Origin of the sequence: Hansschlegelia quercus (assembly GCF_004310425.1) — a bacterium.
Classification (GTDB): domain Bacteria; phylum Pseudomonadota; class Alphaproteobacteria; order Rhizobiales; family Methylopilaceae; genus Methylopila; species Methylopila quercus.
In genome coordinates, this window is the sequence record NZ_SIUB01000003.1 from 320,886 (window position 1) to 346,255 (window position 25,370).

30 protein-coding genes and 1 tRNA gene are annotated in these 25,370 nt (G+C 67.2%); 22 read left to right on the forward strand and 9 right to left on the reverse strand.

Annotated features, from left to right (window positions below; all coding sequences use genetic code 11):
* Window positions 1–122: 122 nt before the first annotated feature.
* The gene (locus tag EYR15_RS08500) at window positions 123–1,157 is read left to right on the forward strand and encodes an aspartate-semialdehyde dehydrogenase (protein ID WP_131002995.1); all 1,035 of its coding nucleotides are present in this window, start codon (window positions 123–125) and stop codon (window positions 1,155–1,157) included.
* A gap of 4 nt (window positions 1,158–1,161) precedes the next feature.
* The gene (locus EYR15_RS08505) at window positions 1,162–1,368 is read left to right on the forward strand and encodes a DUF1737 domain-containing protein (RefSeq protein ID WP_131002997.1); all 207 of its coding nucleotides are present in this window, start codon (window positions 1,162–1,164) and stop codon (window positions 1,366–1,368) included.
* On the opposite strand, the gene EYR15_RS08510 is transcribed toward EYR15_RS08505, so the two are convergent.
* The gene (locus EYR15_RS08510; RefSeq protein WP_131002999.1) at window positions 1,349–2,113 is read right to left on the reverse strand and encodes a hypothetical protein; all 765 of its coding nucleotides are present in this window, start codon (window positions 2,111–2,113) and stop codon (window positions 1,349–1,351) included. The genes EYR15_RS08505 and EYR15_RS08510 overlap by 20 nt on opposite strands.
* A 230-nt stretch (window positions 2,114–2,343) precedes the next feature.
* Here EYR15_RS08510 and EYR15_RS08515 point away from each other — a divergent pair, with 230 nt between their 5' ends.
* Complete coding sequence (locus tag EYR15_RS08515; RefSeq protein WP_131003001.1) at window positions 2,344–3,387, forward strand: MaoC family dehydratase; 1,044 nt, start codon at window positions 2,344–2,346, stop codon at window positions 3,385–3,387.
* A gap of 20 nt (window positions 3,388–3,407) precedes the next feature.
* Here EYR15_RS08515 and EYR15_RS08520 read toward each other — a convergent pair whose 3' ends face one another.
* Window positions 3,408–4,130 (reverse strand): TetR/AcrR family transcriptional regulator, encoded by a 723-nt coding sequence (locus tag EYR15_RS08520; RefSeq protein WP_131003003.1) that lies wholly within the window; start codon window positions 4,128–4,130, stop codon window positions 3,408–3,410.
* 193 nt (window positions 4,131–4,323) lie between these two features.
* On the opposite strand from EYR15_RS08520, the gene sdhC reads away from it, so the two are divergent.
* From sdhC to EYR15_RS08540, 4 genes are read left to right on the forward strand one after another with little or no spacing between them, the layout of a single operon-like run.
* Window positions 4,324–4,731, forward strand: coding sequence for a succinate dehydrogenase, cytochrome b556 subunit (gene sdhC / locus EYR15_RS08525; RefSeq protein WP_131003005.1), 408 nt, complete (start codon window positions 4,324–4,326; stop codon window positions 4,729–4,731).
* 14 nt (window positions 4,732–4,745) lie between these two features.
* Window positions 4,746–5,120 (forward strand): succinate dehydrogenase, hydrophobic membrane anchor protein, encoded by a 375-nt coding sequence (gene sdhD / locus EYR15_RS08530; protein WP_131003007.1) that lies wholly within the window; start codon window positions 4,746–4,748, stop codon window positions 5,118–5,120.
* Between the two features lie 4 nt (window positions 5,121–5,124).
* A complete protein-coding gene (sdhA, locus tag EYR15_RS08535; protein WP_382238496.1) occupies window positions 5,125–6,963 on the forward strand; it encodes a succinate dehydrogenase flavoprotein subunit in 1,839 nt (612 codons plus the stop codon).
* A gap of 23 nt (window positions 6,964–6,986) precedes the next feature.
* Entirely contained in the window at window positions 6,987–7,769 is a 783-nt protein-coding gene (locus tag EYR15_RS08540) for a succinate dehydrogenase iron-sulfur subunit (protein WP_131003009.1), read from the forward strand.
* A 135-nt stretch (window positions 7,770–7,904) separates the two neighbouring features.
* On the opposite strand, the gene ispG is transcribed toward EYR15_RS08540, so the two are convergent.
* Both ispG and EYR15_RS08550 read right to left on the reverse strand, forming a co-directional pair.
* Window positions 7,905–9,185 (reverse strand): flavodoxin-dependent (E)-4-hydroxy-3-methylbut-2-enyl-diphosphate synthase, encoded by a 1,281-nt coding sequence (gene ispG / locus EYR15_RS08545; RefSeq protein WP_131003011.1) that lies wholly within the window; start codon window positions 9,183–9,185, stop codon window positions 7,905–7,907.
* Window positions 9,175–9,735, reverse strand: coding sequence for a transcriptional repressor (locus EYR15_RS08550; protein ID WP_131003013.1), 561 nt, complete (start codon window positions 9,733–9,735; stop codon window positions 9,175–9,177). Before EYR15_RS08550 ends, ispG begins: the two co-directional genes overlap by 11 nt.
* A 61-nt stretch (window positions 9,736–9,796) precedes the next feature.
* Here EYR15_RS08550 and EYR15_RS08555 point away from each other — a divergent pair, with 61 nt between their 5' ends.
* Entirely contained in the window at window positions 9,797–10,579 is a 783-nt protein-coding gene (locus EYR15_RS08555; RefSeq protein WP_131003015.1) for a 3-hydroxybutyrate dehydrogenase, read from the forward strand.
* A 55-nt stretch (window positions 10,580–10,634) separates the two neighbouring features.
* On the opposite strand, the gene EYR15_RS08560 is transcribed toward EYR15_RS08555, so the two are convergent.
* From EYR15_RS08560 to EYR15_RS08570, 3 genes are all read right to left on the reverse strand, one after another.
* Window positions 10,635–10,952 (reverse strand): hypothetical protein, encoded by a 318-nt coding sequence (locus EYR15_RS08560; RefSeq protein WP_131003017.1) that lies wholly within the window; start codon window positions 10,950–10,952, stop codon window positions 10,635–10,637.
* Between the two features lie 61 nt (window positions 10,953–11,013).
* Window positions 11,014–11,958 (reverse strand): glucokinase, encoded by a 945-nt coding sequence (locus EYR15_RS08565; protein ID WP_131003019.1) that lies wholly within the window; start codon window positions 11,956–11,958, stop codon window positions 11,014–11,016.
* A gap of 15 nt (window positions 11,959–11,973) precedes the next feature.
* Complete coding sequence (locus tag EYR15_RS08570) at window positions 11,974–12,258, reverse strand: antibiotic biosynthesis monooxygenase (protein WP_131003021.1); 285 nt, start codon at window positions 12,256–12,258, stop codon at window positions 11,974–11,976.
* A gap of 57 nt (window positions 12,259–12,315) precedes the next feature.
* Here EYR15_RS08570 and EYR15_RS08575 point away from each other — a divergent pair, with 57 nt between their 5' ends.
* The 12 genes from EYR15_RS08575 to EYR15_RS08630 all read left to right on the forward strand — a co-directional run bounded on the left by EYR15_RS08575 (window position 12,316) and on the right by EYR15_RS08630 (window position 19,949).
* Window positions 12,316–13,047 carry an RluA family pseudouridine synthase gene (locus tag EYR15_RS08575; RefSeq protein ID WP_131003023.1) on the forward strand — a complete coding sequence of 244 codons (732 nt, stop codon included), beginning with the start codon at window positions 12,316–12,318 and terminating at the stop codon, window positions 13,045–13,047.
* Between the two features lie 45 nt (window positions 13,048–13,092).
* Window positions 13,093–14,034, forward strand: coding sequence for a diacylglycerol/lipid kinase family protein (locus EYR15_RS08580; RefSeq protein ID WP_131003025.1), 942 nt, complete (start codon window positions 13,093–13,095; stop codon window positions 14,032–14,034).
* 60 nt (window positions 14,035–14,094) lie between these two features.
* A complete protein-coding gene (locus EYR15_RS08585) occupies window positions 14,095–14,367 on the forward strand; it encodes a hypothetical protein (RefSeq protein WP_131003027.1) in 273 nt (90 codons plus the stop codon).
* A 107-nt stretch (window positions 14,368–14,474) separates the two neighbouring features.
* Window positions 14,475–15,767 (forward strand): UDP-N-acetylglucosamine 1-carboxyvinyltransferase, encoded by a 1,293-nt coding sequence (gene murA / locus EYR15_RS08590; protein ID WP_131003029.1) that lies wholly within the window; start codon window positions 14,475–14,477, stop codon window positions 15,765–15,767.
* 83 nt (window positions 15,768–15,850) lie between these two features.
* Entirely contained in the window at window positions 15,851–16,291 is a 441-nt protein-coding gene (locus tag EYR15_RS08595; RefSeq protein WP_131003031.1) for a DUF2948 family protein, read from the forward strand.
* A gap of 2 nt (window positions 16,292–16,293) precedes the next feature.
* Complete coding sequence (gene hisD / locus EYR15_RS08600; RefSeq protein WP_131003033.1) at window positions 16,294–17,592, forward strand: histidinol dehydrogenase; 1,299 nt, start codon at window positions 16,294–16,296, stop codon at window positions 17,590–17,592.
* A gap of 5 nt (window positions 17,593–17,597) precedes the next feature.
* Window positions 17,598–18,071, forward strand: a complete 474-nt coding sequence (locus EYR15_RS08605) for a UPF0262 family protein (RefSeq protein ID WP_131003035.1) — start codon at window positions 17,598–17,600, stop codon at window positions 18,069–18,071.
* A gap of 7 nt (window positions 18,072–18,078) precedes the next feature.
* On the forward strand, window positions 18,079–18,546 hold the full coding sequence (locus tag EYR15_RS08610) for an arsenate-mycothiol transferase ArsC (RefSeq protein WP_131003037.1): 468 nt from the start codon (window positions 18,079–18,081) through the stop codon (window positions 18,544–18,546).
* Window positions 18,547–18,737: 191 nt separating this feature from the next.
* Window positions 18,738–18,956: a translation initiation factor IF-1 gene (gene infA, locus EYR15_RS08615; protein WP_131003039.1), complete on the forward strand. Its 219-nt coding sequence runs from the start codon at window positions 18,738–18,740 to the stop codon at window positions 18,954–18,956.
* Window positions 18,957–18,980: 24 nt separating this feature from the next.
* Window positions 18,981–19,601 (forward strand): Maf family nucleotide pyrophosphatase, encoded by a 621-nt coding sequence (locus EYR15_RS08620; RefSeq protein WP_131003041.1) that lies wholly within the window; start codon window positions 18,981–18,983, stop codon window positions 19,599–19,601.
* A complete protein-coding gene (locus tag EYR15_RS08625) occupies window positions 19,598–19,786 on the forward strand; it encodes a DNA gyrase inhibitor YacG (protein WP_382238483.1) in 189 nt (62 codons plus the stop codon). Before EYR15_RS08620 ends, EYR15_RS08625 begins: the two co-directional genes overlap by 4 nt.
* Before the next feature lie 87 nt (window positions 19,787–19,873).
* A tRNA-Phe gene (locus EYR15_RS08630) sits at window positions 19,874–19,949 on the forward strand.
* A gap of 348 nt (window positions 19,950–20,297) precedes the next feature.
* Here the strand turns inward: EYR15_RS08630 and EYR15_RS08635 are convergent.
* Together EYR15_RS08635 and EYR15_RS08640 are read right to left on the reverse strand one after the other, a co-directional pair.
* Window positions 20,298–21,056 carry a hypothetical protein gene (locus tag EYR15_RS08635; protein ID WP_131003042.1) on the reverse strand — a complete coding sequence of 253 codons (759 nt, stop codon included), beginning with the start codon at window positions 21,054–21,056 and terminating at the stop codon, window positions 20,298–20,300.
* 139 nt (window positions 21,057–21,195) lie between these two features.
* Window positions 21,196–21,789 (reverse strand): alpha-ketoglutarate-dependent dioxygenase AlkB family protein, encoded by a 594-nt coding sequence (locus EYR15_RS08640; RefSeq protein ID WP_131003044.1) that lies wholly within the window; start codon window positions 21,787–21,789, stop codon window positions 21,196–21,198.
* 85 nt (window positions 21,790–21,874) lie between these two features.
* On the opposite strand from EYR15_RS08640, the gene dnaK reads away from it, so the two are divergent.
* Together dnaK and dnaJ are read left to right on the forward strand one after the other, a co-directional pair.
* Entirely contained in the window at window positions 21,875–24,055 is a 2,181-nt protein-coding gene (gene dnaK, locus EYR15_RS08645; RefSeq protein WP_280987207.1) for a molecular chaperone DnaK, read from the forward strand.
* Between the two features lie 120 nt (window positions 24,056–24,175).
* The gene (gene dnaJ / locus EYR15_RS08650; RefSeq protein ID WP_131003045.1) at window positions 24,176–25,300 is read left to right on the forward strand and encodes a molecular chaperone DnaJ; all 1,125 of its coding nucleotides are present in this window, start codon (window positions 24,176–24,178) and stop codon (window positions 25,298–25,300) included.
* Window positions 25,301–25,370: the final 70 nt, after the last annotated feature.

The following is a 25,370-nucleotide window of genomic DNA, read 5'->3' on the forward strand; positions in this document are numbered from 1 at the left end:
GCATGGCGGCTCTCTCGCGTCAGCCGTTGAATTTTCGTGCGTTTGGGGTCATTGGAACGCCGCGGCGCGAAGCCGCTGACGACAAGTAGACGGCAGGCCACGGCCTGCCGATGGAGCTGAACATGGGCTATCGGATCGCCGTCGTCGGCGCCACGGGCAACGTGGGCCGCGAGATGCTGAGCATTCTCGAAGAGCGGGAGTTCCCGGTCGACGAAATCGTGGCGCTCGCCTCGCGCCGCAGCCAGGGGACTGAGGTCTCGTTCGGCGACCGCGTGCTGAAGTGCCAGACGCTCGAGACGTTCGACTTCTCGAAAACCGACATCTGTCTGATGTCAGCCGGCGGCGCCGTGTCCAAGGAGTGGTCGCCGAAGATCGCGGCTCAAGGCGCGATCGTGATCGACAACTCGTCGGTCTGGCGGATGGACCCCGACGTGCCGCTCGTCGTGCCTGAGGTGAACGCGGACGCGGTCGCCGGCTACACGAAGAAGGGCATCATCGCGAACCCGAACTGCTCGACCGCCCAACTCGTCGTCGCGCTGAAGCCGCTGCATGACGCCGCCAAGATCAAGCGCGTCGTCGTGTCGACCTATCAGTCAGTGTCCGGCGCGGGCAAGGACGCGATGGACGAGCTTTGGAACCAGACCAAGGGCATCTACGTCAACCAGGCGCCCGAAGGCGACGAGAACCGCAAGTTCCCGAAGCAGATCGCGTTCAACGTCATTCCTCACATCGACGTCTTCATGGAGGACGGTTACACCAAGGAGGAGTGGAAGCTGGTCGCGGAGACCAAGAAGATCCTCGACCCGAAGATCAAGCTGACGGCGACCGCGGTGCGCGTGCCGGTGTTCGTCGGCCATTCGGAGGCGGTGAACATCGAGTTCGAAAAGCCGCTTTCGGCGGATGAGGCGCGCGACATTCTGCGTGAGGCCCCGGGCATCCTGGTCGTCGACAAGCGCGAGCCCGGCGGCTACGTGACGCCCGTCGAGTGCGTCGGCGATTTCGCGACCTTCGTGTCCCGCATCCGGGAGGACCCGACCGTCGACAGCGGCCTCGCGATGTGGATCGTCTCCGACAATCTGCGCAAGGGCGCCGCGCTGAACGCGGTCCAGATCGCTGAGTGCCTCGCCAACCGCGGAATGCTCAAGAAGGCCGCGTAAGGCGATGAAGCTCTATCGCTTCCTCACCGGGCCCGACGACAACGCGTTCTGCAAGCGCGTGTCGGCCGCGCTGAACAAGGGCTGGACCCTCGCGGGTCCGGCCTCGCTGACCTATGATCCGGTCAAGAACACCGTGATCTGCGGGCAGCCGATCCAGAAGGACGTGCCCGGCGTCGAGTGGGCCGACGATGTCACGCTGTCTGACTGGTGACGATCGACAGCTGAGGCCGGCGCGGGGGCGTCGTTTCACCTTCCGCCGCGCCGCCTTCGATTGCGAACAGAACAGCACGCGGAGCAGGTTCGTAGAACTCCGCCGGCTCGGGGCCGCGCAGCATCGCCTCGACCCGCATCAAAAGATCATGCGCCTCGACTTCTGCGCCGACCGCCTGAAGGGTGGTGGCGAGGCGCAGGCAGCTCTGCGCGAGGTCGCCTGCGAGCGGCGCGAGCGAGGGCGCGGCTGTGACCACGAGATCGAGCGCTGAGGCGGCCGCGGCGCCTGCGGCCTCGACCTGGCGCGCGTCGCCGACGACCGGCGGCGCGATCCCGGCTTCGAGCGCGTCGCGCGCGGCCTTCGTCCAGCCCTCGCCGAAGGCGCGCAGGATGCAGCGCTGCTCGCAGGCGCGGGCGATCAGCAGCAGGCCGGTGACGTCGTCGCGCCGACGGGCGACGTCGATCGTCAATATGGCGACGCCGCGCAGCAGCGCCTCCTCCGCCTCGCGGAGCGAGCCCTCGGAGCCGTCCGCAGTCCACGCGAAGGCGAAGCGGAGATAGCTCGCGGCGAGCGGCGCGTTCCAGTCGGAGCGGCCGGGATAGGTCGTGCGCAGGTCTTCCCAGGCGCGCCAGGCGTCGCGGAAACGACCGGCCCGCTCGTAGGCCAGAGCGCGGCGGGCGCTTTCAGCCACGATCTCGCGGTCAGTCGCGTCCTTGAGCAGTCCGAGCGTGTCGCCAAACGCCATGGGAAGATCCTCGATGCCATCGCGGCCCCCCCTCGCGGAGATCGGCCGTCATCAAAAGCAATGACACGGCCGGCTTGAAGGCGGGTGAAGCGGCGCGGGCGAAAACGACCGAACCTCTTCACCAATCGGAAAGGCCCTGCGCGCGCCTCCCCGGCGACGAACGTCGTGGTCGTCGAAGGCCTCCGCGCGTGCGAAATACTGCGCCGCACAACAGGCCGGAGCATGCGTGAATGGCGGGCGCGGGACGCTTCTTCGAGGACTTCGTGGTCGGCGACGTGATCAGGCACGCCACGCCGCGAACGGTGACCGAGGGCGACATCGCCCTTTATCAGGCGCTCTATGGCGGCCGTTTCGTGGTCCAGTCCTCAGCCGCCTTCGCGCGGGCTCTGGGTTATCCGAGAGGTCCGGTCGACGACCTCGTCACCTTCCACGTGGTGTTCGGCAAGACCGTCCCCGACGTGTCCCTGAACGCCTTCGCCAATCTCGGCTACGCCTCCGGCCGCTTCCTCAAGGCGGTCTATCCCGGCGATACGCTGTCCTCGACCTCCGAAGTCATCGGCGTGCGGCCGACCTCGAAGGGCGACGCCGGCGTGGTGTGGGTGCGCACCCGCGGCTGGCTCGACAATGGCGAGCTCGCCCTTGATTACGTCCGCTGGGTGCTCGTCAAGGTTCAAGGCGGCCGCCCGATGCCGGAGACCGTCGTGCCGGCTCTTCCCGAGGCGGTCGACCCGGCCGATCTAGGTTCGGCCTGCCCGATCATCGATCGCAGCGCCTGGGACGACGCGCTGTCCGGCAGCGTCCGGCGTTTCGACGACTACGAGATCGGCGAGAAGATCGACCATGTCGACGGCATGACGGTCGAGGAGGCCGAGCACCAGCTTGCGACCAGGCTCTGGCAGAACACAGCGCGCGTCCACTTCGACGGATACGCCCAGAAGTCGAGCAAGATCGGCCGGAGGCTGGTCTATGGCGGCCACGTCATCAGCCTCGCGCGCGGGCTGACCTTCAACGGACTGGAGAACGCCTTCCACATCGCGGGAATCAATGGCGGCCGCCATGTCGCGCCGATCTTCGCGGGGGACACGCTCTATGCCTGGTCCGAGATCGTCGACAAGCAGCCGCTGCCGGGCCGTGACGACGTCGGCGCGCTGCGGGTGCGCATCACGGGGCTGAAGGACTGCGCCCCGACCGATTTTCCCCGAAAGCTCGAGGACGGCAAGGACCACCCGAACGTGGTGCTCGACCTAGACCTCTGGCTGCTGCTGCCGCGATGAGCGCTCCGCGTGCGACCTGCTCAGGCGGCGATGTCTTTGGCCGGTTCGGCGAATTCGGCGCGCGGACCGCTGGCGTCCACGCGATGAAGCTTCTTCATGACCGCGCGGGCGCCGGCGTCGTAGACCTCGGCGACCTGGCGGATGTCGTCGGCGTCACTGAGGGTGCGGGCGACGCGCAGCACGTGCTCGCGGACGCGGATCGTGAACATCGCATTGTGCATGGCGAGCAGCAGCGAGCGCTCTCCCTCAAGCATCGGCTTGATCGAGAGGCTCAGCAGGCCCTCCTCGCTGCGCCACTCCTCGAGCATCTCCGTCCAGAGCGGCCAGTTGCGGCTCGCGCCGCGATGCACCGGGCCAGCATGTTGGTCGAGACCCGCGCGATAGAACAGGCGAGTGGCGATACCCGTCAGCTCCGGCAGCAGGCGGCCGTAGACGTCGGCGATGCGGTTGACCATCGGCTGACCGGCCGAGGCGCGGAACATCTCGAGCGCGTCGCCGGCCCAGTAGCTGCGCAGCACCTCGGTGAAGACAGCGTCGATCAGGGCGGTCTTGCTGTCGAAGTACCGGTAGAGCAGCGCCTGCGTGACGCCGATCGACGCCGCGAGGTCGCGCGTCGGTCCGCTGAAGCCGTGATCGGCGAAGAATTCGCAGGCCGCGAGCACGATCTGCTGGCGTCGAGCGTCGCCGGCAAGACGCGGCGCGCGACGACGAGCTGTCTCAAACGGCTGAACGCTGCAAGTCACGGCCTAACTCCCCGACGCGCCGAATCTCAACTGACCGATGATGTCGAAGGAGGTCGACCGCTTGATAGCTAGGACGAATGCGTAGCGACAAACCGCCACGCGACTTTGGTCTATCCTGCTACGCGGCGTTGCGCTGCGGCGCACCATCCGCTAGTTGCTGATCCCGCGCGAAGTTCGAAAAGGTCCAAACACGATGGACTCCCCGAAAGCCGCCCCTCGGGCGCGCCCGCTTTCGCCGCATCTCCAGATTTATCGACCCGTGCTGTCGATGGTGATGTCGATCGTCCATCGCATCACCGGCGCTGCGCTTTACGGCGGGACGGCGCTGGTCGCGATCTGGCTCGTCTCGGCGGCCTCGGGGCCGTCCGCCTTCGCCATGGCGCAGACGGTCTACGGCTCGATCATCGGGCAGTTGATCCTGTTTCTCTACACGTGGACGTTGATCCACCACGCTCTCGGCGGCGTCCGTCATCTGATCTGGGACACCGGGCGGGGCTTCGAGCTCCAGCAGCGCGAGTTCCTCTACCGCCTGACGCTGGGCGGCTCGATCACGCTGACGATCGTCGTCTGGATCGCGGCCCTTCTGCTGCGCGGCGCCTGAGCGGAGACGAAGCCATGAGGACGCCTCTCGGCCAGGTTCGGGGAATGGGCGCGGCGAAGGCCGGCACCGAACACTTCTGGACGCAGCGGATGACCGCCGTGTCCAACCTGCCGCTCACCATCTTCTTCGTCGGCATCGTCGCGACGCTCGCCGGCTCGAGCCACGCTTCCGCGACCGCGCTGCTCGGCGCGCCCTGGGTCGCGATCCCGCTTCTGCTGCTCATCCTGTCCGTCGCCGTGCACATGCGGATCGGCATGCAGGTGATCATCGAGGACTATGTCCACGGCGAAGTGCCGAAGATGCTGGCTCTGATGGCGAACACGTTCTTCTGCATCGCAGTCGGCCTCGCCTGCGCCTTTGCGCTTCTCAAGATCAGCTTCGGAGTCTGAGCGCGTGGCGGGCATCTCGAACGGTCAGAGCGGAGCGGGACCGGCGATCAACGGCCGGGCCTATCCCTTCACCGACCACATTTTCGACGTCGTGGTGGTCGGCGCGGGCGGCGCGGGCTTGCGCGCCGTGGTCGGCTGTTCGGAAGCGGGCCTGAAGACCGCCTGCATCAGCAAGGTGTTCCCCACGCGCTCGCATACCGTCGCAGCGCAGGGCGGCATCTCGGCGGCGCTCGGCAACATGGGCGAGGACGACTGGCGCTTCCACATGTACGACACCGTCAAGGGCTCCGACTGGCTCGGCGACCAGGACGCGATCGAGTACCTCGTGCGCAACGCGCCGGCCGCGGTCTACGAGCTCGAGCATTGGGGCGTGCCCTTCTCCCGCACGGAGGAGGGCAAGATCTACCAGCGCCCGTTCGGCGGCATGACCACCCATTACGGCAAGGGCACCGCGCAGCGCACCTGCGCCGCGGCCGACCGCACCGGCCATGCCATCCTGCACACGCTCTACGGCGCGGCGCTGAAGGCCAAGGCGCAGTTCTTCATCGAGTATTTCGCGATCGACCTGATGATGGACGAGGAGGGCGCCTGCATCGGCGTCGTCGCCCTCAAGATGGACGACGGCACTTTGCATCGCTTCCGCTCCAAGCGGACGATTCTGGCGACCGGCGGCTACGGAAGGGCGTATTTCTCCGCGACCTCCGCCCATACCTGCACCGGCGACGGCAACGCCATGGTTCTGCGCGCAGGCCTCCCGCTGCAGGACATGGAGTTCGTGCAGTTCCACCCGACGGGGATCTATGGCGCGGGCTGCCTCATCACCGAAGGCGCCCGTGGCGAGGGCGGTTATCTCACCAATTCCGAAGGCGAGCGCTTCATGGAGCGCTACGCCCCCTCCGCGAAGGATCTCGCCTCGCGCGACGTCGTCTCACGCTCGATGACGGTCGAGATCCGCGAAGGCCGCGGCGTCGGAAAGGACGGCGACCACATCTACCTGCACCTCGATCATCTCGACCCGAAGATCCTGCACGAGCGGCTGCCGGGCATCTCGGAGAGCGCGAAGATTTTTGCAGGGGTGGATGTGACGCGGGAGCCGATCCCGGTGCTGCCGACCGTGCATTACAACATGGGCGGCATCCCCACGAATTTTCACGGCGAGGTGCTGACCAAGCTGAACGGCGACCCGGACGCGGTCGTTCAAGGCCTGATGGCGATCGGGGAGGCGGCCTGCGTCTCGGTCCACGGCGCGAACCGGCTGGGCTCCAACTCGCTGATCGACCTCGTCGTGTTCGGCCGCGCGACCGCCGACCGTTGCATCCGGACCGTCGAGCCGGACTCCAAGCACGCCGAACTGCCGAAGGGCGCATCCGACGTCGCGATCGCCCGCCTCGACCGCCTGCGCCACGCCTCCGGGGCTACGCCGACGGCCGAGCTTCGACTCAAGATGCAGAAGGTCATGCAGTCAAATTGCGCTGTGTTCCGCACCGGCGAGGTGCTGGAGGAGGGCAAGGACCTGATCCACGACGTTTGGTCAGGCACCGACGACGTCGGGATCGCCGACCGCTCGCTCGTCTGGAACTCCGACCTGATCGAGACCATCGAGTTCGACAATTTGATCTCCCAGGCCGTGGTGACGATGGAGAGCGCGGTCAACCGCCAGGAAAGCCGCGGCGCCCACGCCCGCGAAGACTTCCCGGACCGCAACGACAAGGAATGGATGAAGCACACGCTTGCTTGGGCGGACACGGCGGCGCGGACAGTCTCGATCGACTACCGCCCGGTGCATACCTATACGATGACGAACGACATCCAATACATCGAGCCCAAGGCCCGGGTGTATTGAGGCGGCGCGGATAGCTTCGAGAAATGGTTCAGCTCACCCTTCCCAAGAACTCGCGCGTGACCGAAGGCAAGACGTGGCCGAAGCCCTCGGCCGGGAACGTCACGCCGTTCAAGGTCTATCGCTGGAATCCGGACGACGGGCAGAACCCGCGGGTCGACACCTTTTATGTCGACCGCGACGACTGCGGCCCGATGGTTCTCGACGGGCTGAACTGGATCAAGTCGAAGGTCGATTCGACGCTCGCCTATCGCCGCTCCTGCCGCGAGGGGATCTGCGGCTCCTGCGCGATGAACATCGACGGGGTCAACACGCTCGCCTGCACCAAGGGCATGGACGACTGCGCCTCAGGCGGCACGGTGAAGATCTACCCGCTGCCGCACATGCCCGTGATCAAGGACCTCGTCCCTGATCTTACGCAGTTCTACGCCCAGCATGCCTCGATCGAGCCGTGGCTCAAGACCGACACCCGCGCGCCCGGCGCGGAGTGGAAGCAGTCGCGCGAAGACCGCGAGAAGCTCGACGGACTCTACGAGTGCATCCTGTGCGCCTGCTGCTCGACGTCGTGCCCGAGCTACTGGTGGAACGGCGACCGCTATCTCGGCCCGGCCGCGTTGTTGCAGGCCTATCGCTGGCTGATCGACTCCAGAGACGAGCGCACGGGCGAGCGCCTCGATGACCTCGAGGATCCCTTCAAGCTTTATCGCTGTCACACGATCATGAACTGCGCGAACGCCTGCCCGAAGGGGCTGAACCCGGCAAAGGCCATCGCCGAGATCAAGTCGATGATGGTGCAGCGGAAGTTCTGATCGGGCTTTGACGGACTGCGCGCTTCGAGACGCGCCTTCGGCGCTCCTCAGCATGAGGAGGTTCCGACAACACCTCAACGGTGAGGAGGCAGCTTCAGCGGCCGTCTCGAACCACGCAGAACGCCTGAGCGCGTGCTACTCCGCGGCGTCTCGGTCCGCCCCGCCGCCGAACCGGCGGGCGACATAATCCTCCACCATCGCCTTGAACTCGGGGACGATGTTGTCTCCCCGAAGCGTCGCGACCTTCTGGCCGTCGAGATAAACCGGGGCGACCGGCACCTCGCCCGTGCCTGGCAGCGAGATGCCGATGTCGGCGTGCTTGGACTCGCCCGGCCCGTTCACGATGCAGCCCATCACCGCGACGTTCAGCGTCTCGACGCCGGGATAAAGCGCCTTCCATTCCGGCATGCGCGCGACGATGTGGTTCTGGACGTCGCGGGCGAGCTCCTGGAACACGGTCGATGTCGTGCGTCCACAGCCGGGGCAGGCGGCGACAAGCGGGATGAAGGTGCGGAACCCCATGGTCTGCAGAATTTCCTGCGCGACCTTGACCTCGAGCGTGCGGTCGCCGCCGGGCTCGGGGGTGAGCGAAATCCGGATCGTGTCGCCGATCCCCTGCTGCAGCAGCACGCCAAGCGCCGCGGAGGAGGCGACGATGCCCTTCGAGCCCATGCCGGCCTCGGTCAGGCCGAGATGGAGCGCGTAGTCCGAGCGGCGGGCGAGCTCTACATAGACGGCGATCAGATCCTGCACCGCGGAGACCTTGGCCGACAGGATGATCCGGTCGCGGCCGAGGCCGAGCTCCTCGGCGCGCGCGGCGGAGAGCAGCACGGAGCGGATCAACGCCTCGCGCGTCACCTCCCGCGCCTCCTTGGGCTGCGCGGCGGCGGCGTTCTCGTCCATCAGGCGGGCAAGCATTTCGGCGTCGAGCGAGCCCCAATTGCCGCCGATCCGCACCGCCTTGTCGTATCGGGCAGCGATCTCAATGATCTGCGAGAAGTGCCGATCGCGCTTGACGCCGAACCCGACATTGCCGGGGTTAATGCGATACTTCGCAAGCGCCTCGGCGCAGGCCGGATGCTGCTCGAGCAGCGTATGGCCAATATAGTGGAAGTCGCCGACGAGAGGCGTGTCGACGCCGCGCCGCGCGAGCCCGTCGCGGATATGCGGGACGGCGGCCGCCGCCTCCGCTCGGTCTACGGTGATCCGCACCAGTTCGGAGCCCGCGCGCGTCAGCGCTGCGACCTGCGCGATGGTGCCCTCGATATCGGCCGTGTCGGTGTTCGTCATGGACTGCACGGCGACCGGCGCGCCGCCGCCGACCGTTACGGCGCCAACCTTCACGCTCTGGGTCCGTCGCCGATCCGACAGCGCGCCGGGGACGCTCACCGGTACGACAAAGCAGTCAGGCTGCATCGTGCTCTCCGGCTGCGCGGCGAGCGCGGCAGTGGCTGCATTCGCCGGAAATCTCGATCACCGGCGCGCGCGGGCTGAAGCCGGAACCCTGCGCCAGCGCCGTCAGCGCCGCGCCAAAGGCCTCCGTCGAGGCCTCGCCGACTGCGCCGCATTTCTCGCAGATCAGGAACACCACCGGCGCGCTCGCGGCCGTTCCATGATCGCGGCTGCAGGCGACGAAGGCGTTGCGGCTCTCGATGCGGTGGACGAAGCCCTGCTCTTGCAGGAAATCGAGCGCGCGGTAGACGGTGATCGGCGCGGGCGGGCGCTCGCCTTCGAGCGTCACGCGCTCGATTACCTCATAGGCGCCGGCGGGCGCGTGACTGTCGGCAAGCGCCTCAAGCACGCGGCGGCGCATGTCGGTGAGGCGCGCGCCGCGTTCGGCGCAGAGCCGTTCGGCGCGGGCCAGCACGTCGCGCGCGCAGGCGCGGTGGTCATGGCCGGGAGCTGCGAAGGCCGCCTCGCCATGGTCGTGGTGATGGTGGTGGCCGTGGACGTGCGCGTGAGTCATCTTGCGCTCTCTCTTAGCACGAAGCGCGCGTCGTTTGCGCAAAGGCCCTGAGGTCACAGCCATGCTGAAATCCAAGACCGCCCTCGTCACCGGATCGACGAGCGGCATCGGCCTCGCCATCGCAAAGGCGCTCGCTGCCCAAGGCGCGAACGTCGTGATCAACGGCCTCGGCGACAAGGACGAGATCGAGGGAATCCGCGCGGAGATCGAGACGGAGCACGGCGTCGTTGCGACTTACGACGGCGCCGACATGCTGAAGCCCGCCGATATCGCCCGCATGGTGCGCGATGCGGCGGAACGCTTCGGGGCAGTCGACATCCTCGTCAACAACGCTGGCATCCAGCACGTCGCCGCGGTCGACGAGTTCCCGGACGACAAGTGGGACCAGATCATCGCGATCAACCTGTCCGCCGCCTTCCACGCCACCAAGGCGGCGCTGCCGGGCATGAAGAAAAAGGGCTGGGGGCGGGTCATCAACACGGCGTCGGCGCATGCGCTCGTCGCCTCGCCGTACAAGTCAGCCTATGTCGCGGCCAAGCACGGCATCGCCGGCTTCACGAAATCCTGTGCTCTCGAGGTGGCGCAACAGAAGATTACCGTGAACGCCATCTGCCCCGGCTATGTCTGGACGCCGCTCGTCGAGCGTCAGATCCCGGACACGATGAAGGCGCGTGGCATGACGGAGGACGAGGTCAAGCGCGACGTGCTGCTTGCGGCGCAGCCGACCAAGGAGTTCGTGACGCCCGAGCAGGTCGCGGCCTTCGCCGTGTTCCTGTGCTCGGACGCCGCCGCCCAGATCACCGGCGCATTGCTGTCGATGGACGGCGGCTGGACGGCGGCCTGAGGGGCTGCGGCGACGACGAACGCGGGCGTCCTGCCGCCGCAGCGCCAGAGGCCAGTTACATCGGGGTCTTGCCGGTCTTGGGCTCGCCCTTGCCGCCCGGGCCGCCGGTCTTCTGCATATCGCCGTTCTCGGACATCGGCTTCATGTGATGCATGGGGCGCTTCTTCGGCTTCTTGGTCTTCTTGTGCATCATGGAGCTGTGCTTCGTCGCGCCGGCCTTCTGCATCGGGCCACCGGTGTCCGGCGAGGTCGTCGTCGTGTTCTGCCCGACCACAGGCTTGTCCATCATTCCGGTTTCAGCCGCCTGAGCCGCGACGGCGGATCCGACGAATGCGACCGCAAGCGCCGCCACGCGTAAAGATTTGAAGATCATCTCGTCACTCCCTGTCTGCAGCCGTGTTTGGCTGCTCGGAGTGACTACGTTTGAGAACGCGTTACGGACCATTCCGAGCGGTGGCGGCGCAACCGATCAGGCCGGAAACGTCGGATGAGACGAGGATGGTCGCGATCTCGCGCATCATCGCCTCGTGCGGCGACTTCGCCTCGAAGGCGGCGCGGAAGGCGGCCGGGTCGATCAGGGCCTTCAGCCGTGGGACCACGCCGCCACAGACATAGACCCCGCCGCGCGCGCCGAAGACCAGAGCCATGTCCCCGGCGAAGCGCGCGAACATCGTCAGGAAGAGCGTCGCCGTCTCGACAGCCGCCGGCTCGCCGGCCTGCGCTGCCGCGACGATCTTCGGCGTTTCCGTATGGTCCACAGCGCGGCCGTCGAGTTCGGCGAGCGCCGCATGCAGACGCGGCATGCCAATGCCGGAGTTCAGCGTCTCCGCCGAGACCCGGTCGATCGAGCGGCGGACGATGGCGACAATCGCGGCTTCCCGCTCGTTCGTCGCAGCGAGCTCGATATGGCCGCCTTCGCTTGGGATTGGAATCCAGCGCTCTCCATCCCGCATCAGACCGGCGACGCCGAGGCCAGTGCCGGGGCCGAGCGCCGCCTTGGTCGCGTCGGTGGGCTGCGCGTCGCCGATCGCGGCGAGTTCGGAGGCGTCTAGATAAGGCAGGCTTGCGGCCTGTGCGACGAAGTCGTTGACGAGGTCGACGCGTTGTAAGCCGAAGCGCTTCTCCAGCGCGTCGGCGTCGAAGGACCACGCGCCGCGATTGGTGAGGCGGGCCGCGCGCCCCGCAACAGGCCCCGCGATCGCGAAGACGGCGCGGTCTGGCCTCGCGTCGCGCTTCTCAAGATAAGCGGCAACGGCGTCCTCAAAGGTCGCGTGGTCGTCGCCGCGTTCGATCTCCATGTCGTAGGGGCGGTGATCGTCGCCTCCGGCGAGGCCGAAGCGGGAATTCGTCCCACCGATGTCGCCCACCAGCAGCGTCACGGGCGCCTCCGCCGCTCAGTCAATATCGAGCAGCCTCTCGCGCTGCAGTTTCACGAAGCCGCGCACCGCCTCCTGGAAGGCGAGGGCGGCCTCCGAGGCGTGGCGCGCCGCCGCCGCCTGCTCGTCCTCGTAGAGCGCGGAAGTCAGGAACATGCCGGGCGCGTCCGGATCTTCGGCGATCGCCACGCCGCGGCAGCCGCTTTGGCTGCGCTCGACGGCGTTCGCATTGGCGAACACGGCGGCCCGAAAAGCCGAAGCATGTTCCGGTTCGACCTCGAAGACGGTGGAGACGAGTTTCATGCCCGCGACATAGTGCGGAGAGACCGGTCGCCCATCCTCGCCGTAAAGACCCTGACGATGACCTCGCGCCTGCCCTTCGGTCCCGACGACCTTCCCGCCCGTGTGCTGCACCGCGACGGGGAGATGCTGGTGATCGACAAGCCGGCCGGCGTGCCGGTCCATGCCGGTCCCAAAGGCGGCGCGAACCTCGAGGCGATGTTCGAGACCTTGCGGTTTGGCCTGCCGCGCAATCCCGCGCTGGCGCACCGGCTCGACAAGGACACCAGCGGCTGCTTGGTGCTCGGGCGTCACCGCAAGGCCTTGGCGAAACTTGGCAAGCTGTTTTCACAGGGCCGGGTGGACAAGACCTATTGGGCGGTGACGCGCGGCGCGCCGTCCAATGATGCCGGGTTGATCGACGCGCCGCTTGCCAAGCGGAGCCCGACGCGCGGCTGGTGGATGGCGGTGGATCCGGCTGGCCTTCCCTCATCGACTGAATGGCGGGTGCTGGCGCGCGGCGCGGGCCTCGCTTTCGTCCAGTTCCGCCCGCTGACTGGCCGCACGCACCAGATCCGCGTCCATGCGGCGCATGTCGGCATGCCATTGCTGGGCGACCCGATCTACGGAGCTGAGGCCGCCGGCGGGGCCGTGCTCCACCTTCATGCGCGCTCGCTGACGATCCCGATCAGCAACAACCGCCCGTCCGTGGAAGTCTCTGCGCCGCTTCCCCCTCACATGGCGGCGACCTTCACGGCTATGGGATGGGACGAAACGATTCCTCTCGAGCCGATGGGCGCTATAACGATCTGAACGCCCCGCTTCCGTTTTCCTGTTCACACCGAGGTTTCGCCGCTGATGGCCCGTTGCCTCGTTTTGCTGAACCCGCGGGCGGGCACGTTGAAGGATCTTGCAAACAAGGCCGGGAGCCATGAGAGCCCGGCGGAGCTGGTGGCCGGCGAGTTCGGCGCGGCCGGCAAGGCGGTCGACGTGCGGATGGTCCCGCCGCGCGACCTCTCCTCCGCGCTTAAGGACATCGAGCATGGCGATGATCATGACGAGATCATCGTCGGCGGCGGCGACGGCTCGCTGTCCCGTTCGCTCGGCCGGCTGCTCGCGTCACGCAAAACCTTCGGCGTGCTGCCCTTCGGCACGATGAACCTGCTCGCCCGCGATCTGGGCGTGCCGGCGGAGATGAAGGAGGCGATCGCTGCACTCGCGCGCTCGGAGCCGCGACGAGTGGACCTCGCTTCCGTGAACGGGCGGGCGTTCCACTCGATCTCCGGCCTCGGCTTCTTCGCGCAGATGGCGCAGGCGCGCGAGGCGGCGCGAGGTCTGAAGGGACTCGGCCGGTTCACAGGCTTTGCGGTGGCGGCCTTCCGCGCCTTCTTCCGCTCAGGCCGGTCGCGTTACGAACTCGTGATCGACGGCTCGCCCCGCCACGTGGATGCGACGGCCGTGCTCGTCACCAACAACGCCTTCGAGAGCGGCTGGCGGCGCGCCCGGCTCGACGAGGGCAAGATCGAGGTGATCGTCGCCCATGCCGGCACGATGCGCGAGCGCCTGAGGCTGGGCTACGACGTGATCCGCGGGCGCTGGCGAGACAATCCGCTGATCGAGAGTTTTCGCGCGACGACGGTCGAGGTCGACAAACTCCGCCGCCGCCGCGTCTGGGTGGCGACCGACGGCGAACTGACGCGCGAGAACTCCCCCGTCCGCTACGAAGCGATGCCGGGCGCCGCCCTGATGCTGACGCCGATCACCCCGCGCGGCGGCGCTGCCGAGGCGCCGCCTGCCTGAGGGGCCCGAGCTCGGAAGCACTGCCGTTATGCCCATCTTCGGACATCCACGACTTGACCGTTGCGCGAGAGCGCAACGGTCAAGTCGTGGATGTCCGAAGATGGGCATAACGGTCGTGGTGATGTCGGCGTGCTTGCAAACGTTCTAGCATCAGCAGCCATGCCGCCCTCCGATTCGCCCCCGCAGAAGCCCAAGACCGGCCGCTCGGCTGAAGTCGAGGCGCGCGAGGTGGAACGGCGTGAGCGGTCGGCGGCGGCGCTTCGCGAAAACCTCAGGAAGCGCAAGGCGGCTGCTCCTCCGAAGCGCGCTCCGGAAAACGACGGCGGGGCCTGAAGTCCGCCGGCTTTCGTTGTGCCCTGGCCTCCGCTGCGATAGACCCCGGTTTTCCCCTCGGCTCGCGCAGTTTCTGAGGCTGCGTCGCCCCTCTCGGAGGTCCCTTCATGGACCGCATCCGCATCGTCGGCGGCGCGCCGCTCAACGGCCGCATCTCGATCTCCGGCGCCAAGAACGCCGCTTTGCCGCTGATGATCGCGAGCCTGCTGACGTCCGAGACGCTGACGCTCGAAAATACGCCGCGCCTCGCCGACGTAGCCCAGCTCAAGCGCATCCTCGGCCATCACGGCGCCGAAGTGACCGTGGAGGGTCGGCGCGCCGCGCAGGATCCTTTCCTCGGCGACACCGTCCGGCTCACCGCCGCCGAGATCGTCGACACCACGGCGCCCTACGACCTCGTGTCGAAGATGCGGGCGAGCTTCTGGGTCATCGGGCCGTTGCTGGCGCGCATGGGCGAGGCGCGCGTCTCGCTGCCCGGCGGCTGCGCGATCGGGACCCGGCCGGTCGACTTCTTCCTGACGGGCCTCGCTTCTCTCGGCGCCTCGATTGACATCGACAGCGGCTATGTCGTCGCGAAGGCGCCGGCCGGCGGTCTCATCGGCGGCCGCGTCGTGTTCCCGAAGGTCTCGGTCGGCGCGACGCATACGGTGCTGATGGCGGCCACGCTCGCCCGTGGCGAGACGGTGATCGAGAACGCCGCCCGCGAGCCCGAAATCGTCGACCTCGCGGATTGCCTGATCAAGATGGGCGCGAAGATCGAGGGCGCGGGCTCGTCCACGATCCGCATTCAGGGCGTGAACGCACTGTCGGCCGCGCGCCACTCGGTTCTGCCGGATCGCATCGAGACCGGCACCTACGCGATCGCCGTCGCGATGGCGGGCGGCGACGTGCTGCTCGAGGGCGCGCGCTACGACCTGCTGGAGTCCGCTTTCGACGTTCTCGTCGAGGCCGGCGCCGAAGTCACCGCCACCAATGAGGGCGTGCGCGTCACGCGCAACGGCCACGGCATCGCGCCGGTCACGGTCACGACCGCGCCTTATCCTGGCTTCCCGACCGATCTGCAGGCCCAGCTCATGGCGCTCGCCTGCCGCGGAAAGGGACGCTCGACGATCACCGAGACGATCTTCGAGAACCGCTTCATGCATGTGCAGGAGCTCGCGCGGCTAGGCGCCCGGATCCACCTCGACGGCGACACCGCGACGATCGACGGCGTCGAGAAGCTGACCGGCGCGCCGGTGATGGCGACTGATCTGCGCGCCTCCGTCTCGCTCGTGATCGCAGGCTTGGCCGCGGAAGGTGAGACGATGGTCAACCGGGTCTACCACCTCGACCGCGGCTTTGAGCGGCTGGAGGACAAGCTCTCCGCCTGCGGCGCGACGATCGAGCGGGTCGCGGGTTAGGAAGCCCGAGCGTTGCTCTCGGCCTCGCCGCCAGCTACCTCTGCGATAAGCATTTCGACCGAGCACCTCAGGCTTCGCCCCGCATGTCCGTGTCCTCCGACGATCCCCTGAGACTGGCGGCCCTCGACGCCGAGGATCTCGAGGTGATCTCGGCGCATCTGCAGGATTTCGTCGTCCGCACCGGCGACCTGGTCTTCCTGCCCCGCGAAAAGCGCTTCGCCTTTGTCGGCAACCGCGTCGATCGGCGGGTGGAAGGCGAGACACGCCGCCGCCGCGCGGCTGGACACTTCGACCGGGTGCTGAAGGTTTCGGTTCGCGGGCTGGATCGGTCCACGCCGGACGTCGTGCTCAACCTTCTCACGATCGCTTTCACCCAGGCGGAGGAGCCGAGCGGCGCGGTCGAGTTTCTGTTCTCCGGGGGCGCGGCTTTGAGGCTCGACGTCGAATGCATCGAGGCGCAGGTGGCCGATCTCGGTCCCGTCTGGGCCGCGCGCGCCGAACCCGCGCATGACGAGGACGCCTGACTTTGGTCGCTCGCCTTTCCGCCGCCGATCCCAATTTCGCGAAGACCTTCGCAGACTTGCTTGCGACCAAGCGCGAGGTTTCCGAAGACGTCGACCATGTGGTCGCCGGCATTCTCGCCGACGTCCGCAAGCGCGGCGACGAGGCGCTGATCGACTATTCCCACCGTTTCGACCGGGTCGACCTGTCGATCCTCGGCATCCGCGTCACGCCTGAAGAGATCGCGGCGGCCAAGACCGAGTGTGACCCTGAGGCGCTTGCGGCGCTCTCGCTCGCGCGCGACCGGATCGAGGCGCACCATGCCAAGCAACTGCCCAGGGATGAGCGCTACGTCGACCTGATCGGCGTCGAGCTTGGTTCGCGCTGGACACCGCTCGATTCGGTCGGCCTCTACGTGCCGGGGGGCACGGCGGCCTATCCCTCCTCGGTGCTGATGAACGCGGTTCCCGCCAAGGTCGCGGGCGTGAAGCGTCTCGCGATGGTCGTGCCCCAGCCCGAGGGCAAGCTGGCGCCGCTTGTGCTGGCGGCGGCCGAACTCGCGGGCGTCGACGAGGTGTTCCGCGTCGGCGGCGCGCAGGCCGTGGGCGCGCTCGCTTATGGCACCGAGACGATCGCGCCGGTTGCGAAGATCGTCGGACCCGGCAACGCCTATGTGGCGGCGGCGAAGCGGCGGGTGTTCGGCACGGTCGGCATCGACATGATCGCCGGCCCTTCCGAGGTGCTCGTGATCGCCGACGGAACCGCCAATCCCGACTGGATCGCCGCCGATCTGCTGGCGCAGGCCGAGCACGACGCGTCCGCGCAGTCGATCCTGATCACCGACGATCCCGATCTCGCCGACGCCGTCGAACAGGCGGTCGAGCGCCAGCTCTCGACGCTGCCGCGCAAGGATATCGCCGCCGCGAGCTGGCGGGATTACGGCGCGATCGTCGTGGTGAAAGACATCGCCGCCGCGGTCCCCCTGTCCGATCAGGTTGCGCCGGAGCATCTGGAGATTATCACCGCCGATCCCGAGCCGCTTGTCGCCGCGATCCGCCACGCAGGCGCGATCTTCATCGGCGGCCACACGCCGGAAGCGATCGGCGATTATGTCGGCGGGTCGAACCATGTGCTGCCGACCGCCCGCACCGCGCGCTTCGCCTCCGGGCTTGGCGTGCTCGACTTCGTCAAGCGGACGTCGATCCTGCGCTGCGGCCCGGAGCAGCTTCGCGCGATCGGCCCTGCCGCGATCGCGCTCGGCCGCGCGGAAGGGCTTGAGGCCCATGCGCGGTCGGTGGCGATCCGCATGAATCCGGGCGGCTGAGCGGCATGGCGGCGGATAGGCGGCTCATCGCCGTCACACTCGACGCCGCATCGATCGGTCGCGGCAACATCGATGTCGAACAGGAGCGGCAGGTCGCGATCTACGACCTCGTCGAGCAGAACGAATTTTCGCCCGAAGGCGACGAGGGAGGGCCCTACAGGCTCCACATCGCGCTGGTCGACAAGAAGCTCGGCCTGATGATCCGCCGCGAGGGCGGCGAGGAGGTGATCAGCCACCTGCTCTCGCTGACCCCGTTCATGAAGATCCTCAAGGACTACTTCTTCATCTGCGAGAGCTACCGCTCGGCGATCCGCACCGCGAGCCCGTCGCAGATCGAGGCGATCGACATGGGCCGTCGTGGCCTGCACGACGAGGGCGCGCAGGTCCTCAGCGAGCGGCTGAAAGGCAAGATCCGTTTCGATCACGACACCGCCCGTCGCCTCTTCACGCTGATCGCCGCGCTGAGCTGGAAGGGCTGACGCCTGCATGGCCGACGGCGGCGACGCAAACCCGTCTCGCCCCCAGTCCGTGCTCTTCATGTGCGGACAGAATGTGGTCCGCTCGCCGATCGCCGAAGCGCTCGCCCGTCATTATTTCGGCCGCTCGCTCTATGTCGCATCCGCGGGCGTTCGGCCGGGCGAGAACGACCCCTTCGTGGCCGCCACGCTTGACGAGATCGACCTGACGCTTGGCAAGCATCGCCCGCATACGCTGGAGGATCTCGAAGATCTCAACTTCGACCTGATCGTCACGCTCGCGCCGGAAGCTCACCACGCGGCGCTCGACCTGACCTCCCGCTTGCCGGTGGAGGTCGAGTATTGGCCGACGATCGATCCGACGGCGACGCAGGGGTCGCGGGACCAGGTGCTGGACGCCTATCGCGGCGTGCGCGACAGCCTCGCGCAACGTATCCGCGAGCGCTTCAAGTTCGCCGGCAACGCGCGGCTGAAGTAAGCGCATTACGGGCGGACCACAGGGGTCCACTCAAGCAGTTGGGAGGGGCGGGGCAGAACGTCTCGGGGCGGTCGGGGCTCCTCGGTTGTGCGAAGACCTCCTTTCCGGTATCACGCCGGTTCTTCGAGATCGCGACGCGCGCGCCGCCCGGCGTTTCGGGCGGCTCAGCCGTTTCCACCTGCCAGGACCACATGTCGAAAGAAGAACTGCTCGAATTTCCGGGCACCGTCGTCGAACTGCTTCCGAACGCGACGTTCCGCGTGAAGCTCGAGAACGACCACGAGATCATCGCCCACACCGCGGGCCGGATGCGCAAGAACCGCATTCGCGTTCTGGCTGGCGACAAGATCCTCGTCGAGATGACGCCCTACGATCTGACCAAGGGCCGCATCACCTACCGCTTCAAGTAAGCCGCGGGCCCGGACGCTACAGCAATGTCCAGGGAACCGCCGAAACTCGTCCTCGCCTCCGCGAGCCCCCGCAGGCTCGCGCTGCTCGAGCAGATTGGCGTCTCGCCCGACGCGCTGCTGCCGGCCTCGCTCGACGAGACGCCTCACCGTAATGAACGCCCGCGGACGCTCGCCCTTCGCCTCGCCGAGGAGAAGGCGCAGGCAGGCGTGCGGCTCTCGAACCAGGACCCCGCGCTGAAAGGCGCGCTGATCCTCGCCGCCGATACGGTAGTCGCCGTCGGGCGCCGCATTTTGCCGAAGGTTGAGACTGCGGAGGAAGCGGGCGACTGCCTGCGGCTGCTCTCCGGCCGCGCGCACCGCGTCTCGACAGCGATCGCGCTCGCGCGGGGCAAGGGAACGCCGAAGAGCCGCCTCGTCGAGACCCGCGTGCGCTTCAAGCGGCTGTCTTCGGCCGAGATCGAGGCCTATCTCGAAAGCGGCGAATGGCAGGGCAAGGCCGGCGGATACGCCATCCAGGGCCTCGCCGGCTGCTTCGTGGCCAAGCTCTCCGGCTCCTATGGCGCGGTCGTCGGGCTGCCGCTCTACGAGACCGCGGGGATGCTTGCAGGCGAAGGCTATCCCGTCAGCGCCGGCTGGGCGCCGTGAACGATCCGGAGGCCAAACCCTGCGCGATCTGCGGGCGACCGATGGTCGAGAAATACCGGCCGTTCTGCTCCAAGCGCTGCGCCGACGTCGACCTGTCGCGCTGGTTTTCGGGCGTCTACGCCGTTCCGGCCGAAGCGCAGGACGAGGACGATAAGGACCAGCCGGAGCCGCCGCGCGGGAACTGAGGTCGCGAAAGTCCAGGCGGCTGGACAGGGTTTGCGCCGCACCCTATAAGCGGCCCGCTTCGGGCGGCTGGAACGGTCGCCTTGCCCGCCCGGGTAGCTCAGTTGGTAGAGCAGCGGACTGAAAATCCGCGTGTCGGTGGTTCGAATCCGCCCCCGGGCACCATTCTCGGCAAGCCCTGAGTGTCGGCTCGCCATTTCCTCCCATTTCTCTATGTGATCGACCCCCGATCACGGATCCTGCGCGCATCCCCTCGCCTGAGCGAGGGCGTGCTTGATGGCTGCTGCGGTAGACGCGGCGGAGGATGAAGGATTCGAACCTCTGACCTTTCGACCTCCATCTCGCGATCGCCGCCGCCCATCGCGGTGCGGCGCCCTCCAAGACTGAAAGGTCGCCTGAGCTGTTGGCCTCGACCGGAGCGGTCGGGCACAACCGGGACGCGGCCAAGATCTTCGCTCGCTAGCGCGAAGACGCGGGAGGCTAATCGCAGCCCCCGATCCTCAAGAGCGTCGCTCAGCCGCGTTCGATGACGACGGTCAGCGTGCGCCGCATCGCACCTTCAGGCCCGACCATCTGGCGCACCCCGTGAAGAGAATTGTGCGTCTTGACGAAGATCATGGCTTGGTTGGGCTTGTAAGGCACTGACGCAGTCATCTCGGTCTGGTCGTACGGAACCTGCTTGTTCATGTAGTTGAAGCTCTTGGTCTCGTCCTTCGGGAGCAAGATGTCGGTGCCGCCGCCCCACTGGTCCTGCCACTCGCCCGGCCGGACCATCGAGAAGACGATCGTGACGAATTTCTCGGGAGCATCGGTGTGGGGCGTCACGACGCCGCCGTGAGCCGGCAGGGCGGAGAACTCGAACCGTGAGTAAAGCGGCGCCTCCACGGAAGGGAGCCGCCCACGCATGAGGCTGCGCGCCGCTTTCTTGATCCGCTTGCCACGGGACTGTTGCGAACGCTTGAACCCAAGATCGACGTCGTGATCGCGCAGAGCGTCGAGCACGGTAAAGATGAAGTCGTCGCTCTTGATGAAAGCGTGGACCTCTCGCCAAGCGGCGTGGGAAGCAATGAATTTCTCGTACTGCTCCCGATTGCTGCGCTCGGACAGCGAATACTTGGCGCCATGTTGGGAGTGGAACTTGAAGAGCTCCATCTTGGGGAATGTCGAGAGTAGTTCGTCGTAGAGCTTCTCGTCAAAGACGGGCGCTATGACGCCAAAAGGATATGGCGCGTAAGTCATCGCCAGATCATCGATCTTGATCGGTCCGGACATCAGCGTTCCCCCGAATCCCCTTGGCCCGGCCGCAGAGATCGGCCACCGCGCCGCAAAGCGTCGTCAGTCTGGCTGCGACGTAATTATCGCAGTTCAACGCGCCGCGAAACTCGATCGTCGCGGCGGCGCCGTCAGCAGATCAAGGCTTCGTCACGCGCCGCAAGGTCAGGTTGATGCGGCCGCCACTGGCGAGCAGCGTCGACGTGCCGGGATAGATCCGGTCGACGCCGTGGAACGACAGTCGGCTTTCGGCTGCGAGCGCCATGGCGTCGCCGGAGCACAGGCGGAAGGAACGCGTCGGGTCGGTCCGCTTGGCGCCGCCGATCCGGAACAAAGCGGTGTCGCCGAGCGAGAGCGAAACCACCGGCGCGGCGAGATCCTGCTCGTCGCGATCCTGATGCAGGCCCATCCGCGCCGTCGGTTCGTACCAGTTCACGAGGCACGCCTCCGGCGGCGCGGGATAGCCGCCGATCTCGTTCCACACGCGCAGCAGAATGTCGGGCATCGCGGGCCAGGGCCGACCGGTTGTTGGGTGCGTCGCCTGATAGCGATAGCCACCCTCTTGGTCGGAGAGCCAGCCGAGCGGCCCGAAATTGGTCATGCGCACCGAAAACGGCTTCCCGGTGCGCGGCATGGTCGGCGTGAACAGAGGCGCCTCGACGAGCGCGGCGCGCAGCGCCTCGAGCAGAGAGGACTGCTCGTCGCGCGACAGATATCCAGGGCTGAACTTCATGCGGGGCTCGGACGCGGGTTTGGCGGCGGGAGCGCCGCCGCGTTCGTAGATATGGCGCTGGAGAGGGAGACCGAAACGGGTCTCCGTGAGCGCGCGATCGCCGTTGGAGCGCACGCCCCCGCAAGCCGAGCGTCGGGACGCCGCATCGAGCGTCGGCCGGCCGGCGGTCCTCACGGCTGCGTCATCCTTCGTCTTGCGGCCTGAAAACGCCGTCCTTATATACCCGCCGACCCCGCGAGAGCGCGGGATTATCAAGGGACCGAAGGGATGCGGGTCGCCGTTGGGCGGTTCCGCGCAGGCCGCTTCGGGGCCATCCGGTCCGCTTAGAGAGACGAGGGTTCATCGCATGGGCAAGGTTATCGGCATCGATCTCGGAACCACGAATTCCTGCGTGGCGGTCATGGACGGCTCGCAGCCGCGCGTGATCGAGAACGCGGAGGGCGCGCGCACCACGCCTTCGATCGTCGCTTTCGTCGATGGCGGCGAGCGCCTCGTCGGCCAGCCGGCCAAGCGCCAGGCGGTCACCAATCCGGACAAGACCTTCTTCGCGGTGAAGCGCCTGATCGGCCGCCGCTTTGATGACCCGATGGTCGAGAAGGACAAGAAGCTCGTCCCCTACGAAATCGTAAAGGGCGACAATGGCGACGCGTGGGTCGAGGCCGACGGCAAGAAGCACTCGCCGAGCCAGATTTCCGCCTACACCCTGCAGAAGATGAAGGAGACGGCGGAGGCTCATCTCGGCCAGACCGTCACCCAGGCCGTCATCACGGTTCCGGCCTACTTCAACGATAGCCAGCGTCAGGCCACCAAGGACGCCGGCAAGATCGCCGGCCTCGAAGTGCTGCGCATCATCAACGAGCCGACGGCGGCGGCGCTCGCCTACGGCCTCGACAAGAAATCCTCGGGCGTCATCGCGGTCTACGACCTCGGCGGCGGCACGTTCGACATCTCGGTGCTTGAGATCGGCGACGGCGTGTTCGAGGTGAAGTCGACCAACGGCGACACCTTCCTCGGCGGCGAAGACTTCGACATGCGTCTGGTCGGCTACCTCGCCGACGAGTTCAAGCGCGAGCAGGGCATCGACCTGCGCAACGACAAGCTCGCCCTTCAGCGGCTGAAGGAAGCCGCCGAGAAGGCCAAGATCGAGCTGTCGTCCGCGAGCCAGACCGACATCAACTTGCCCTACATCACGGCCGACGCCTCGGGTCCGAAGCATCTCGCGCTGAAGCTCACCCGCGCGAAGTTCGAGAGCCTGGTGGATGATCTCGTGCAGCGTACGGTCGGGCCGCTCAAGGCCGCTCTGAAGGACGCCGGCGTGTCGGCCGGTCAGATCGACGAGGTCGTTCTGGTCGGCGGCATGACGCGCATGCCGAAGATCCAGGAGGTCGTGAAGCAGTTCTTCGGCAAGGAGCCGCACAAGGGCGTCAACCCGGATGAGGTCGTCGCCATCGGCGCCGCTATCCAGGCGGGCGTGCTGCAGGGCGATGTTAAGGACGTGCTGCTGCTCGACGTGACGCCGCTGTCGCTCGGCATCGAGACGCTCGGCGGCGTGTTCACGCGCCTGATCGATCGCAACACTACGATCCCGACGAAGAAGAGCCAGACCTTCTCGACCGCCGAAGACTCGCAGTCCGCCGTGACGATCCGCGTGTTCCAGGGCGAGCGCGAAATGGCGGCCGACAACAAGATGCTCGGGCAGTTCGATCTCGTCGGCATTCCGGCGGCGCCGCGTGGCGTGCCGCAGATCGAGGTGACCTTCGACATCGACGCCAACGGCATCGTCAACGTGTCCGCCAAGGACAAGGCGACGAACAAGGAACAGCAGATCCGAATCCAGGCGTCCGGCGGTCTCTCCGACGCCGACATCGAGAAGATGGTCAAGGAGGCCGAGGCGAACGCCGACGCCGACAAGAAGCGCCGCGCATTGGTCGAGGCCAAGAACCAGGGCGAGGCTTTGATCCACTCGACTGAGAAGACGGTGTCCGACCTTGGCGACAAGGCTCCGGCCGGCGACAAGGCGGCGATCGAGGCGGCGGTGGCCGAGCTCAGGACTGCGCTTGCGGGCGAGGATGTCGAGGACATTCAGGCCAAGATCAACGCGCTGGCGCAGGTCTCGATGAAGCTCGGTGAAGCCATGTACCAGCAGGGTCAGGGCGACAGTGCCGACGCCGGCGAGGGCGCCGGCCAGACGCATAGCGGCACCGAAAAGGACGACGTGGTGGACGCCGACTTCGAAGAGGTCGACGACAAGAAGAAGTCCGCCTAACCAGCGGGTTGTCTCGAAACCGCCCCTGCGCTGCGAATGGCGCGGGGGCGTGCCCGTCCCAGTCCCTGAACCGCGGTCGCCGGGCCTGATCCGTCAAACGCGCCGGAAGCCTCCCAATCCATGTCCCGCACCTGCTTTTACGAGACGCTCGAGGTCGAACGCTCCGCCGACGACGGGCAGCTCAAGTCCGCCTATCGCAAGGCCGCGATGCGCTGGCACCCCGACCGGAATCCCGGCGACGCCGAAGCCGAAGCGCGCTTCAAGGAATTGAACGCGGCCTATGACTGCCTGAAGGACCCGCAGAAGCGCGCGGCGTATGACAGGTTCGGCCACGCCGCCTTCGAGAATGGCATGGGCGGCGCGCCGCGCGGCGGTCCGGAGATGAACGACTTCATGTCGGACATTTTCGAGAGCTTCTTCGGCGACGGTCGCGGGCGCGGACAGCGCGCCCCCGGCGGCCGCGAGCGCGGGGCCGATCTCCGATACAACATGGAGATCACGCTCGAAGATGCATACGCCGGCAAGACGGCGCAGATCCGCATTCCGACCAGCGTCGCCTGCGAGCCGTGCTCGGGCACCGGCGCGAAGCCGGGCTCCAAGCCGCGGCAATGCGCGACCTGCGGCGGGTCCGGCAAGATCCGCTCCAGCCAGGGCTTCTTCCTGATGGAGCGCACCTGCCCGAGCTGCCAGGGCCGCGGCCAGACGATCGACGATCCGTGCGAGGCGTGCTCGGGCGCCGGCCGCGTGACGCGCGAGCGGACGCTCGAGGTCGCGATCCCCGCGGGCGTCGAAGACGGCACGCGTATCCGCCTTTCCGGCGAAGGCGAGGCCGGGATGCGCGGTGGGCCGGCCGGCGACCTCTACATCTTCCTGTCGATGGAGCCGCACCCGCTGTTTCAGCGCGACGGCGCGGATCTCTACTGCCGCGTCCCGCTCGCCATGACGACGGCTGCGCTCGGCGGCTCGTTCGAAGCGCCGACGATCGACGGCGGCCGCACGCGCGTGAAGATTCCCGAGGGCACGCAGTCGGGCACCCAGTTCCGCCTCAAGGGCAAAGGCATGCCGGTGCTTCGCTCGCGCGACTTCGGCGACATGTATATTCAGGCGACTGTCGAGATCCCCCAGCGGCTGACGCGTCGTCAGAAGGAGTTGCTGGAGGAGTTCGCCTCAGGGGCCTCGGAGGCGAACCATCCGGAATCAACCGGCTTCCTCAGCCGGGTGAAGGAGTTTTTTGGCGGAGCGTGACTTTCCCGCTCTTGTCGGGCGTATAAGTTCCTGACCATCGTCGTTTTTGACGATCCCGCCAAAGCTCTCC